Source organism: Spirosoma arboris (assembly GCF_009754945.1).
In the GTDB taxonomy this organism is placed as follows: domain Bacteria; phylum Bacteroidota; class Bacteroidia; order Cytophagales; family Spirosomataceae; genus Spirosoma; species Spirosoma arboris.
Window position 1 is genome coordinate 158,107 of record NZ_WPIN01000011.1, and the last position, 12,708, is coordinate 170,814.

At 48.1% G+C, this 12,708-nt stretch carries 13 protein-coding genes; 4 read left to right on the forward strand and 9 right to left on the reverse strand.

Features of this window, described 5'->3' with window-relative positions; all coding sequences use genetic code 11:
• The 3 genes from GO755_RS25935 to GO755_RS25945 all read right to left on the reverse strand — a co-directional run bounded on the left by GO755_RS25935 (position 1) and on the right by GO755_RS25945 (position 1,915).
• Complete coding sequence (locus GO755_RS25935; protein ID WP_157588216.1) at positions 1–654, reverse strand: DUF4255 domain-containing protein; 654 nt, start codon at positions 652–654, stop codon at positions 1–3.
• A gap of 292 nt (positions 655–946) precedes the next feature.
• Complete coding sequence (locus tag GO755_RS25940; RefSeq protein WP_157588217.1) at positions 947–1,318, reverse strand: hypothetical protein; 372 nt, start codon at positions 1,316–1,318, stop codon at positions 947–949.
• A gap of 93 nt (positions 1,319–1,411) precedes the next feature.
• Complete coding sequence (locus GO755_RS25945; protein WP_157588218.1) at positions 1,412–1,915, reverse strand: DinB family protein; 504 nt, start codon at positions 1,913–1,915, stop codon at positions 1,412–1,414.
• 167 nt (positions 1,916–2,082) lie between these two features.
• Between GO755_RS25945 and GO755_RS25950 the strand changes: the two genes are divergently transcribed.
• From GO755_RS25950 to GO755_RS25960, 3 genes are all read left to right on the forward strand, one after another.
• Positions 2,083–3,060, forward strand: a complete 978-nt coding sequence (locus GO755_RS25950; RefSeq protein ID WP_157588219.1) for an NAD(P)H-quinone oxidoreductase — start codon at positions 2,083–2,085, stop codon at positions 3,058–3,060.
• A gap of 10 nt (positions 3,061–3,070) precedes the next feature.
• Entirely contained in the window at positions 3,071–3,793 is a 723-nt protein-coding gene (locus GO755_RS25955) for a YqjF family protein (protein WP_157588220.1), read from the forward strand.
• Between the two features lie 119 nt (positions 3,794–3,912).
• Positions 3,913–4,164: a hypothetical protein gene (locus tag GO755_RS25960; RefSeq protein ID WP_157588221.1), complete on the forward strand. Its 252-nt coding sequence runs from the start codon at positions 3,913–3,915 to the stop codon at positions 4,162–4,164.
• 88 nt (positions 4,165–4,252) lie between these two features.
• Here GO755_RS25960 and GO755_RS25965 read toward each other — a convergent pair whose 3' ends face one another.
• From GO755_RS25965 to GO755_RS25985, 5 genes are all read right to left on the reverse strand, one after another.
• Positions 4,253–6,331 carry a CehA/McbA family metallohydrolase domain-containing protein gene (locus GO755_RS25965; protein ID WP_157588222.1) on the reverse strand — a complete coding sequence of 693 codons (2,079 nt, stop codon included), beginning with the start codon at positions 6,329–6,331 and terminating at the stop codon, positions 4,253–4,255.
• A gap of 91 nt (positions 6,332–6,422) precedes the next feature.
• Positions 6,423–7,298 carry an alpha/beta fold hydrolase gene (locus GO755_RS25970; RefSeq protein ID WP_157588223.1) on the reverse strand — a complete coding sequence of 292 codons (876 nt, stop codon included), beginning with the start codon at positions 7,296–7,298 and terminating at the stop codon, positions 6,423–6,425.
• Positions 7,295–7,729: an EVE domain-containing protein gene (locus GO755_RS25975; RefSeq protein WP_157588224.1), complete on the reverse strand. Its 435-nt coding sequence runs from the start codon at positions 7,727–7,729 to the stop codon at positions 7,295–7,297. Before GO755_RS25975 ends, GO755_RS25970 begins: the two co-directional genes overlap by 4 nt.
• Before the next feature lie 30 nt (positions 7,730–7,759).
• Entirely contained in the window at positions 7,760–8,116 is a 357-nt protein-coding gene (locus GO755_RS25980) for an MmcQ/YjbR family DNA-binding protein (protein ID WP_157588225.1), read from the reverse strand.
• Between the two features lie 3 nt (positions 8,117–8,119).
• The gene (locus GO755_RS25985; protein ID WP_157588226.1) at positions 8,120–9,013 is read right to left on the reverse strand and encodes a LysR substrate-binding domain-containing protein; all 894 of its coding nucleotides are present in this window, start codon (positions 9,011–9,013) and stop codon (positions 8,120–8,122) included.
• A gap of 100 nt (positions 9,014–9,113) precedes the next feature.
• On the opposite strand from GO755_RS25985, the gene GO755_RS25990 reads away from it, so the two are divergent.
• Positions 9,114–10,121, forward strand: coding sequence for a zinc-dependent alcohol dehydrogenase family protein (locus tag GO755_RS25990; RefSeq protein ID WP_198174933.1), 1,008 nt, complete (start codon positions 9,114–9,116; stop codon positions 10,119–10,121).
• A 391-nt stretch (positions 10,122–10,512) separates the two neighbouring features.
• Here GO755_RS25990 and GO755_RS25995 read toward each other — a convergent pair whose 3' ends face one another.
• Positions 10,513–12,690 (reverse strand): alpha-amylase family protein, encoded by a 2,178-nt coding sequence (locus GO755_RS25995; RefSeq protein ID WP_157588228.1) that lies wholly within the window; start codon positions 12,688–12,690, stop codon positions 10,513–10,515.
• Between the last annotated feature and the right edge of the window lie 18 nt (positions 12,691–12,708).

The window sequence follows — 12,708 nt, forward strand, 5'->3', positions numbered from 1 at the left end:
TCAATTCCTTACAGGTTTTTTATGATAGAAATCACTGACCACGTCTGTAATCAAGCCGCTTTCGTTCAAGACGGCTTTAAATTTCAGATCGAGCATGCGTAGCGTGTACAAGGCAAATGGGTACTGTTTTCCGCCCAGTGTTCCCCACAAGTAATTGATCTCTTCTACGGTTGGTGAATACAAGTCGAAAATCAACTTGAATACCTCTAATTGATCGCGTTGATTAGTCAGAGCAGGCGGTGGATTTAATGAATCCGGGTCGACGTTTTCCTGGGTAAATGTTTTTTTATATTGAAAGAACTGAAGGCCACGGGACAACATCAGCAAGGCGCTCGGATACTTGATATGCGTTGACGCCATGAGGATCTGAAAATTCAGAAAAATGGGCGGGTTTTCGTACGTGACACTGAGTTTGGCGTCGTTTCGAACGTAATTAGGCAGGTTCTTTAAGGTTTTCTCCTCCCGAATATTAACCACTGATAACACAAGCCGATCCCGGGGTACCAAGGCATCAGACCCGCCCGATCCCAGTCCTTCTGCCAAATTGCCGAGAACGGCTTGATTGGCATCTACCTGATTATCCTCAGGCAGGTTATATGACTGGAGATGACGGTTTAACTCGTTGACGATGATACTGAGCGCGTGCGCAATCATAGTTAAATCTCCTAAAGGTGTGTGGCTTATTAGTCGCAGGAAGTCAATCGTAAGGAAACAACCGAGGGCAGATTTTTTTATACTAGTTGATCAGTAGAGCATTGATCGAATGTAAATCGGCAATAGGGTTACTAATCGCATATTTTGATTTAACGGTATAATGAATTATCAATGAGCCCATAGGCGTGATTACGCAGAGAGCCCCGGATCATGTATGATCCGGGGCTCTCTGTTATGTACCGTACTAATCGTATGCTGGTTGTAATTCGAGTTTTGTACTGGAAAGAAAAACCTACTCCTGAGATTCTTGAGTTGGTTCTTCGGCTACTTCCTGAGGGAGTTCAATTGGTCGTATACTAATTGTGTTTACACCATTTATTTTGACTCGATATTCCCAATCTTTTTGGATCTTGTTCCCAAAGTATTCTTTGAGTAACGGATGAGAAAAGCTGGCTCCATGCTTAGAGGTTTTCTTTCGCTCAATTGTGCAATGTATTCGTTGATCGTTTGGAAGAGTTACTACGACAATTTTACCATGATCACCAAAATACGAATCAACACTAGCTGGTACGTTCACAATACCCTGTTTGTGACTGGCTAATTGTGCAGAAATCGTAAAAGCGGGTTGACTCGGTAGTTTCTTCGGTTGACTGTCTGTAGACATGAGACTTTTTTATAGTGAAGCACAAAGGTATATAATAATAAAATCAGTAATTTACTATGCGGGACAGAATTAGCAATTACGCTAATCTCCCGGTCATTTCTTCCACGCTCCAAGCAGCCGTCGGATGATGATTATTTCACCGATATGGTAGGCATTATGATCACCGATAAGCAGGGCTTCGCGAAGTAAATTCTGTCCATCGCCATGAGCAAAAGGTGCGTATAAATCGTTCTGAGGGTCATTTAGCAGCCCAATAAAGTCAGTACGGTCCTTCAGAATCTGATCCAGTGCCTGTTGCCAGGCGTCCTCATTTGGAGGGGCAATCTCTTTGGCCCAGAACCCATCCGGCCAGGGGGGCGACTGATGGTCTGCATTTCGGGAAAATTCGAGAATATCCCATTGAACCGTTCGAATATGATCTACTAATTGCCAGATACTATAAGGAAGTTTATCTGGCTTTACGCCCCGTAGTTCGGCGGGTAAGCCCTTAACCGCGCCGTCAAACGATTGGTGTGCATTGCTATCCGTCAGTAAACTGATCAGTTGCTTCCGTACGGCTGAGTTTATGTCTTCGACAGTCTGATTGGGTTGAGTCATGATGCTTGTAGTCTGGTATTCTATAACTACCAATTTTTGTCAGAAGTAGTTTATTTTTTAGGTTATCAGTTTCACCTACCTTCGAGTCTGTCTGCTTTAGTATCCATTTCCAATCCAGACATCCTTGAATTTTCAGGACAAAACTGGCCCTTTCCAGTTATCAATTCATGAAAGCAATTAGCATAACTCACCCCGGCGATAGCCATGTACTTCAACTACAGGAGCGCCCTATTCCACAACCCGAATCAGGGCAAGTGCTGGTTCGGGTACGGGCAGCTGGCGTTAATCGAAGCGATATCCATTTGCGGGAGGGTAGTTATGGCCCCGATCCAACCGGTCAGATTCCGGGCCTGGAGGTGGCCGGTGTTATTGAAAAATGTGGCCCTGATACCAGTCGCTGGCAGGTTGGTAATCGAGTTTGTGCCCTCCTATCTGGCGGTGGGTATGCCGACTATGTAGCAGTCGATGAACGGCATTGCCTACCCATTCCGCCCAGTTTATCCTTTGTCGAAGCAGCCGCTCTACCCGAAACGGTGCTTACCGTCTGGTCAACAATTTTCCAGTGGGCGCATCTGGCAGCGGGAGAAAATTTACTCGTTCACGGTGGTAGCAGTGGCATTGGCGTTACTGCCATTCAGTTGGCAAACGCATTCGGAGCCAACGCCTATGCAACGGCGGGCAGCGACGAGAAATGTGCCGCCTGTGAGCAATTAGGGGCCATCAAGTGCATCAATTACAAAAAAGAAGACTTCGAAAGGGCACTTACAGACGTAGGTATCAATGTCGTGCTGGACATGGTTGGGGGCGATTACACGCCCAAAAACCTTCGCCTGCTGGCTACCGACGGCCGACTGATGTTTATTAATGCCATGCAGGGCGCCGACAGCCAGATTAACATTCCGACGCTGATGCAGAAACGAATTACGCTCAGTGGCAGTATGCTCAAACCACGCGATGCTAACTTTAAAGCTGCATTGACTGCCGATGTCGAACACCATGTTTGGCCATTGTTAGCTGATGGACGCCTGAAAGCGATTGTTTACCGAACATTCCCGCTCGCAGAAGCGGCCCAGGCGCAACAACTTATGGCTGATAGCGAACACATTGGTAAGATTATTCTTGAGATTCCAGACGAATCGTATTAAGCGCTAAACCATGGCTACTACATTTCTTACCGCCGAATGGCGAAATTTAATATTTGCCAACTATGTCCTCGATCGCCGGGTACTTGATCCATTGCTGCCTTATGGAACCGAACTTGACGAGTTTAATGGCATCTGCTACGGTAGTTTGGTGGGGTTTTATTTCCAGAATGTAAAGCTATTTGGAAACGTATCGGTGCCTTTTCATCGCCAGTTTGAAGAGTTCAACCTACGCTTTTATGTCCGACGAAAATCGCCAACTGGATGGAAACGAGGTGTCGTATTTGTAAAAGAACTGGTTCCCAAATTCGCCATCTCGCTGGTAGCCAATACGCTGTACGGCGAACCATACGAAACGCATCCAATGCGTCATCGTTGGGATATCCAGGAGAAAGTCCAGTATATCGACTACGAGTGGGAAGTTGACTCAAACTGGAACCACATCCGGGTTAGTGCCGACCGTACGGGCCATCCCCTTGTTCCAGAAAGCGAAGAAGCTTTCATTACCGAACACTATTGGGGGTATACTAAACGGGGCAACGGTCGAACATCGGAATATGAAGTGGTTCACCCACCCTGGAACATCTACCCCGTGAAGACGTATGACGTTCGTTGTGACGTAGCGACGCTGTATGGAGCTGACTTTGCGCCGTTTTTTGACCACCCACCAGCCTCGGTGTTTCTGGCTGACGGCTCAGCAGTAGAGGTCAAATCAGGCGAGGCAATAGACCGTTAATTTTCATGATTTCTGTCATTGTAATTGGCCTTATTTAGCACAAAAATCAGCGTCGAATGGCTTGGTAGAGTGCGAGAAAATTCGTATCTTTCGTATAGATAATCAGAACGTTAAGTCCTATGCAACCTTCGCAAACACCCTCCGCAGGTCCGTTTTTACCTAGCCCGGAAAACTTCCTCAACGACGTTGACAATTGCCTCAGTTTGTATACGCTAAACGAGTTGAAAGATCGGCTGGTTAATCAATATCGGACGAATCCATTGATCAATACTGAAGCTTACGATGCCATCTGGAAAGCCATGCACCGGAAATCCTGGGCTCTCAAAGGCAAGTGGAATAAATACCATCATCGCTTCCTCGCCATTTCCTAATTACATAGACAAAATTTTAAACACGGAGGCATACATGATCTTAAATACTTTGTGTTCTCCGTGCCTCCGTGTTTAAAAATCTATTCCATTACTTAATCCAAACTTGCTGCGTAAACGCCCCATTGATGGCGGCATCCCACACCTCAACCCGAACCCAGGTTCTATTTTTCAGATTGGTTGTTAGATTGAATGCCTGTTTGCCAAAAGGAAGTGTGTGCGTCAGGTCGATGCGTTCGCGAAACACCTGCTTGCCATCGCCCGATATGATTTCGGCAAACGTTAGCGGAAATGTCCAGTCAACAGTCAGCGCAATTGTTGCTTTGCCGTCGGCGGATAGTGTAAGGGTTTCGCCCGCACCTTTTCCATTGACCGTAAAACGAGGCAGCATAATCTCGCCCGTTGTTACGAAGAATTTACCCTGCTGCATAACATCCAGAATAGGCTGCCAACCCTGACTGTACTCTGGCAGTTTATCCAATTGTAAATAGTTGACATTCAAGTGAGCATAGGTTTCGTTCTCCGGCTCCATTGAGAAAATGTCAGATTCTGCTATGACGTGTTTTTTCAATCCCCAGTTAGCCATATCATCCATCAGATCTAACACGCGTCGACTCAATCGCGGCTCCGACAAATCGGCGGGGATGTTTTTCCAGGCCGCGCCAAAAAAGTGATCAGACTTATAAAAATCTTCGTCTTTGTACTGATCCGGGAAACCGGTTGAGCCTTTGGTTCGGGCGTGGGCTGTCCAGGCCAACCCATGCTCAACTTCCAGCAGTTTCAGCATATCGTTCTTATCGGCAATGCGATATACTTTCCCGTACGTCGGATCATCCATCACAAACGGCATTTCGGGTTTACGGGACATAATCCAGTACACCGGTTTCGGAAAAAAGTCCAGCCAGTGACCACCAAAAAAATTATTGGGTTCTTCGCCCGGAAGCAGGAGAAAATCACTGTCGGAGAGTCGTTTGCACTCACTGAACAGGGTCTTTAGCTCCAGAAGTCGCTGGTCATCTGGCCCTTTAGGATGGCCGGGGCCATGAAATTCGGCAAGGTGTACGATGTTGACACCCGAGTTTTTGAACACCTTCACAAAATTGGGCACTTCAGGTACCGGCTTGCCCGCCAGCACCGTATTCATGGTATGCTCATTATGAAAATGGCTCGACATGGTTTTGTAGCCGGGCACCACCGGGTACTTGTCATTATGGGTAAATTGCTTCACCTCGTCCAGCGCTTTGGCGGGCGTATCTGTACTTAGCAGGAAAAAAAAGTTTAGCCGCTGCTGGGTTTTCGGGGGGGCGTTCACCCAGGGAACCCACCGCCGATCGCCCATTAAATCCTGCCGGATACCAATACCAAAATCAGGAACCAGGCTCCGATAATTGGTCCCGTACCACGTAAAATCCAGGTTATACGCTTCATCCAGCGGGTAAAAATATTGGTGAGGTGCCGGAAATACGGCCAGGCTTCCGTTGTTAGTTGTCCCGATAATCGTCCGGTATTTGACGGCCTGCGCTTTATTTGGCTGCTTCAGATCGGCCGCAATGCGTTGCATCTGGTTATCAGTGTCCGACCAGGCAAGGGAACTCCATACTGGTTGTTTGGTCACCAGACCCGCATCGTAGAGAATGGCTGTCGAGTCAACTTCAGTGGCCATCACCGCAGCAACATTAACCAGAGGGCTACCCGCATAGACCGTGATTTCGAGAGCACCACTGAAAGTAGCCGCTTTCACCTCCGAGAGCCTAACGACGGTTCGGGTACCGATGGTTTTGACGCTGGCAGTTCGTTTAGTCAGCTCAACAGCATATGATTTGTGGGGTAGCTTGTTGGTCTTGTCGAAGAAGATATTCCAGCCATTTTGGGAGACCAGATCCCGTTTGCCAATGGTTAGTACAAAGGCCGGATCTAAAGCTTTGGCGATCTCATGGACTTTCCCCTGCCGGGTTAGCTGAAGGCTATTGAAGAGCGGTTTAGTCTGTTCGAGGTTAAGGACCAGCTTTGCCGTTTCTTTTCCTTTCGCTGGCCAGCTCACCACCAAACTATTTCCCTGACTGATTACGCTAGTGCCACTTTTTTTCTGATACCCAGACAAATCTACCGGTAGCTGTGCGTAAACAACCGGGCAGATTAGCCCCAACAAAATCAATAATCGTTTCTTCATAAACCTTCTCCGTTATGATCCACATAAGGTAGTCATCGGGAGAATCTAATGCCACAACCCGTTCAGACGATGGCATTCGCTTTCGTAAGCTCTATCGAATAAACGACAGCAATATGTTCACTACCTCTTCTGAAGCTTCCTCGGGCGCGTAATGGCCACTACCGGGAATTACCTGCCCACTAACGTTAGTCAACCCACTCTCGCGAAATCCCGTTAGGTAATCGTCAATCTTTCCGTATTCACGTTCCCCACGCAGATACAGTAAAGGTGTCTGGACAGGTTCGCCTTTGGCTGCGACATTGTCTTTTTCATCCTGGCCAAAAGCTCGGTACCACTCAAACCCCGTATGCAGGGCGTCATAACTCGAATAGGCTTCGGCATAAGCGTTTCTGGCCTGTTCTTCAATCTTGTCTGGTTTTGCCGCGATGGTGGTAAAGAAATAATCGAAATAAATGCGCTGTTTTCCCATCACCAGCGCTTCGGGCAAGTCTGGAATGGAGTGAAACGGGAAATGCCAGATATGCGGATTTTTCTTAACCTGACTCCACGGTTCAACCCCTGGCACAACGACGTTCATAATGACGGCCTTGGAGAGATCATTTGGGTAGGCACGCAGGAAGGCATAAGTAACCATCCCGCCAAGGTCATGCCCGACCAAAGTTACTTTAGTCAATCCCAGTTCGGCAATTACACCCTTTACATAACGGGCAATAGTGCGCGTGTCATTGGCAGGAATTTTCTCAGATTCTCCAATCCCCGGCAAATCAATAGCAACGACGTAGAATTGCCCGGCCAAACCAGTCATGACATTCCTGAAAGCCATCCAGTTTTGGGGAAATCCATGCAGGAAAAGAATAGCCGGATTATCGTTTTGGCCTGCTGTGACAGCGTGGATCGCTGTGCCCTCTATTGATAGTTGCTGCGAATGAAAACCCGATTGCTCGGATAGCTTATCTACACTTTTCATAGATTATCGTTGAGCATTTGTTCACGAATCAAGTCAAAATCAGCTTGACCAATTTCAAAAAAACCGAAACGGAACGGATAGCCCCAGGATTTTTTGTTCGGTATAAAATCAAGCTCGCCAATAAGCGGCACGATGGAAACGTCTTTGGTGGGATAAAACGTCACGTTCCGGCGGAAAGGGACAAAGTTGTCTGCCATCGTAACCTGATAAATAGTCTCATCGCTTACCTGCCCGATTGCCGTAAACGCCTGACATTTTTCGTCGTTTTCCAGGACTAGTTTTGGCGAATAGAAGATCACCCAGTCGTTCATCTTCATCCGTTTGAGCGGAGCCTCCTTACCGTGGTTAGCTTGCATGAAGCCCCCGGAAACGCCCCGCATGACATGGTCTTTTGAAGCGACTACTATCCAGTATCGTTGCGCCTGATCCATACCGCCTTCGTCTATCAGATTATGGTGTTCTTAGAACTGGTCATCATACTTTGGCCGGACTAAATCTGCCAGCTTCTTCGGAGCGACTTCACAATAAGCCGCCGTCAGGGCGTCCAGCAGCGTTTCTTCGTTTACTTTCTGTAAACTAACTAATGTCCATCCCTGTTTGCCCCATTTGTTGGGCACCGGGTAAATGACTGTCCGATCAAAGGTTGAAAAAAGATCCTGGTCGATTTCGGATAATTTAAGACAGCACCGATTTTCCTTGACGTTGAGCGTAACAACGACCTTCTTACCTACTTTGAACGACGTTTTGTCGAAGTGTGGCCCTTCGGTCATTTCAGGAAACGACAGGGCCATCTGCCGGAATGTATCAATGTCAACCATGAGTTAATGAGCGTTGATTTTTTTGTACGTCTGAGTAAGCCGAACAAGCTTGTTGACAACTGGCTTATTTCGACCCCGGTGCCAGGCCATCGACACAACCAGGTCGGGAGATTTTTCGCGAAGAGGCTTAAATACGACATCCGAAAAAGGCCCGTTAGACAGCATATCGACAGTTAACGTTATGCCCAAACCGGCGCTAACCATATTGATCCGGGCGGCTTGTGAAGAGCTTTCCTGTAGAATATTCGGCCTGTAACCCGCTTGTTCAAAGAGACGAAGTTGCTCATCAAGCAAAGCCGGGTTTTCATATCTCGGACAGAGAATAAAATTCTCTTCCCGCAACTGAGCCAACGAAATAATATCTTCGCCAGCTAACCGATGATGCAACGGTAACACAACGACATAGCCTGTTTGCCCTAAAGGCTGGCTGGTCAGGTCGGGCAAACTAACGGAGCCATACGTAAAAGCCACGTCCAGTCGATCCTCGACTAAAGCCGTAGACAGCGTCAGGTTGCAGCCCTCCTGTAAGATAAGTTTAACGCCTGGATAGTGCTGTTTAAACTCCTTCAACAACGGAGTAAGAATGGCCTGAAGCATTGCACTGTCGTAGCCTATCCGCATTTCTCCTATTTCGCCCTGTCGCACCAGTCTGGCCTTCGCGACCGACCGTTCTACTTGCTGGAGAGTTTTACAGGTTTCTGCCCAGAATACCTTACCCACATCGGTCAACACGACTTTCTTCTTATAGCGAATAAACAAAGGGAAACCCAGCTCGTCCTCCAACTCTTTAATCTGCTTACTGACAGCGGGTTGAGAGATATTTAGGCGGTCGGCGGCCTGACCAAAATGTAACGTTTGGGCAACGGCTTCAAAATAGCGAAGATGGCGTAGTTCCATTGATAACTAGTGGTTATGAATGCGATTACTATTCACCATCAATTCGGGGATAGAAATCGGCGTTGTCGAAGGTTGTTCAGGCAAATCAAGTATAAAAATCATGAAAACTGTTGAATTGAGTGCCTTTGGAATTGAACACTTACACGTAGTAGAACGTGCCGAACCTACACTGAAAGAACAGGATGTGCTCGTACAAATTGAAGCGGTATCGCTCAATTATCTCGACTTAGCCTTAATTAAGGGTGTCTACAAACCCGATCTGGCCTTTCCAGCCATTCCTACATCCGACGGTTCAGGAACCGTACTGCAAGTTGGCAATGCAGTCACTCGCTGGAAACCGGGCGATCGGGTCACGGTTCATTTTAAGCAAGACTGGTTGTCGGGCCCAACAACGGCCGAAACCGAAGCCCGACGCGTGGGCGTTACTTTACCGGGCGTACTTGCTCAACGCGTAGTGCTTCCAGAGCATGGACTGGTCAGGACACCCGATTCACTAACGGCCGAAGAAGCCTCGACACTACCCATTGCGGGACTGACAGCCTGGTCGGGATTGCTGGATGAAGGGAATCTACAAATTGGGCAAACCCTGCTGGTACAGGGAACGGGCGGGGTTTCGCTTGCAGCACTTCAGTTGGCGAAAGCGTCTGGTGCGCGTGTTATTGCGACAACCAGTAGTGACGAAAAAGCGCAGAAACTACGAACGTTGGGAGCCGATCACGTTATCAACTACCGCCAAACGCCCAATTGGGAGCAGTCAGTCCTGGAATTAACAGCGGGCAAAGGCGCCGACATCACATTGGATGTGGCTGGTACAGAAACCTTTACAAAGTCGATGCAGGCTGTTAAACAGAATGGTTTTGTCGGCATAGTGGGCTTTCTCTCGGGTACAGAGGCTCCCATGAATCTGTACATACCAGTCTTGAAGTCGTTGACCTTAAGAGGGCTGAGCGTCGGAAGCCGACAGGCCTTCGAACAGTATTTACAAGCCCTAACCGTTATGCAGATTAAGCCGGTGATTGATCGGGTATTTCCGATTGAACAGGTACAGGATGCCTTCCGGTATTTTGAGAGCGGTCAACATTTCGGCAAAGTCGTTATTCGGCTGTAGGAGTCAATTTTTTAAACCGCAGAGGCACAGCGAACGCAGCGTAATAAGAGGATGGCTAAAAATCAGATTTTCATTTACTTACCTTACCCAACCTCTGAAGGGCAGGGTTGCTAAGTGCTCTGTTTTTAGCCCCTCTCCTGTTTTAGGAGAGGGGTTGGGACGGTCGGCCGCTGCCGTGAGGTGAAGGCCACTTGCCCTCACCCCCGACCCCTCTCCCGAAAACAGGAGAGGGGAGCAAATCGGGACAAAAATTTAGAGCTTAACAGTCCTGACCTTCAGGGAATGGGGGTAAAACCGAGACTGTTTTTATGTAATTTAGGCAGCCTCCAAAACAGTGACTGTAAAGCAACAATAACTTTATCTGATAGCAGCGTCGCTAATAGCCCCAATCTCACTTCAACACAATTTCGCCCGTTTGCGCATCCAGAAGCAACGTAGATCCTGCTGTTAAGGGAATACTGATCGATTTACCATTTTTCAACTGGATTGTGCGTGTGCCGCCGTCTTTAGTATGAACCATCAACAGACCCGAGTTGGCGTAAGTAAAATCGTTCTTTTCGTTGTAAATATGGCACCCTGCCTTTCGGAAAATTTCGCGAAATCCGTCGATACCATTGAGCGGTAAGCCGCAGAAAATCGAGGTAAATTCTTTGCCTTGTTTACGGGCAATAACGGGCTGATTCGCCCCTTCCAATTCGGCCAGTGACTGAGCCGATTTATCGTTTATCACAACCAGTGGTTCCACAGGACCGCTGAATTTGTAGCTATAGTTGGGAGACAGAAATTTGACAACTGGCGCCTTATCGACAGTGGCCCGTTCGAGGTTCATGCCGGTCAGCGATTTGACGAAGGTTAGGTCAAGACGGTCGCCATTGGTGTAGCCAGTTAGGTAATTCCAGACGATTGTCCGGCCATTTTTCGCCACTTTCTCCTGAATGAATTTCCGCTGGATATCCGTCAATTTGTAGACGTTCATAAATACAACAGCCTTGTACTGATTCAGGTTAACCCGATCAAGATCAAAGTCGTAAATCTGATCGCCAACCGTTCCCGAACGCAGGGCTTGTTCGATGGAATGGTCGAGCACATTCACAGTGATTGGCAACGGAGCCGATTTCAGGTAATAAAACACATCCTGACTCCAGACATAGAGTACATCAGCTTCTGACTTGTAGGGAACGACTAGGCGCTTTTCAAAAAATTGCTTTTCCTGCTTCATACTGGCCAGATAATTAGGATCATCCCACCAGCCGAAACCCTTTTGCGGGCCGAAATCATAGAACCAGAAACCAATGCCCCGCATGAGCGGCAGTAAGGCACACCGCTTCATAATGTTGGCATAGGTAGTGTCGTACCGGGATATATACCGAATGTTCTCAAAGTCATTTTTATACAGATAACCGTTGTCAATTTCATCGAACCAGAGCTTGCCATGCAGCAGTGTCGATTCAATAATACCCCGTGAGTTCCCCGAACCGCCAGCCTTCCGACTATCAGGCCAGTAGGTTTGTGGCGCTGACAGATAATCAATGTAGGGGCTATCCAGAATCTGCCTGATGAATAAATGCCCACCCACCGTCTGGCGGTTGAACGTCATGTGCAGGTAGCCGTAAAATATACCAGTGACAATGGGCCGCGGCCAGGTTTCCTTAACGAGTCGACAGAAATACTCGGCGTCCTCAGCCACAACTTGTTGCTGGGCAGTGAAGTAGTCAATGGTACGCTGCTCCTGAATAGGATCTTTGAAAAAACCGTCCTGGGTTTTGAGCCGCTCAGCCGTGTTGGGCACAGTGGCATTATCGAGCGTAAAGGCCGTTGATTTCCAGGCTTTTTGTAATGCCTGATTGGTTTTGTATTTCGCTTTGAGCCAGTTACGAAAATAAGTTGTCATGGCTGGGCTCGTATCGGGGTCGTGCTCGATGAAGCCCCAGTAGTGCCACTCGCCATAAATACCACCCGCTACGTGCATGCCGATTAGGGCATTGCCTTCGGGTGTTTTCGACAGTTTTTGACACAGCTCGACTAGTTTCTGCCCAGATTCCTGTTTCCATTTAGCCGATGCCAGACTCGCCCGTAAGGCCGCATGAATATCGTGCTCTTCGTTATGAAAGGGTGGTCCAGCTTTCAGGGTTGTATCGACTGGTGCGTCGGCAAACTGAGTACATTCGTCGGGGTGGGCTTTGTTCCACCAGAAGGGTGCATTGACGTGAATACGTATTACTACGCTGGCGTCGGGACATTGATCGAGAACTCCCCGCACCTGACGTTGTGCTTTGCGGATATCGAGGGTATCACTGGCCGATGACCAGATATCTTCGAGCCACAAGTCTACCTGAAAAAGCCGAAACCCAATCTGACAGAAGTTGTTAAGATTTCGGGCGGGCACTTCCTCCCACGACCACCGTCCGCCATAGGCGTGCGTCAACGCATAGAAGGTGGGGGCTTGGGGAGCTCCATTGACAAACAGCGTAGGCCGACCATTGTACGGCTTTACCTCCACTGATTTGGGTGATTGAGCGTAGAGAATCTGGCAGAGACAGACTAGAAAAATGGAATAAGCAAGCTTCATCGGAAAGGGCGGAACGAA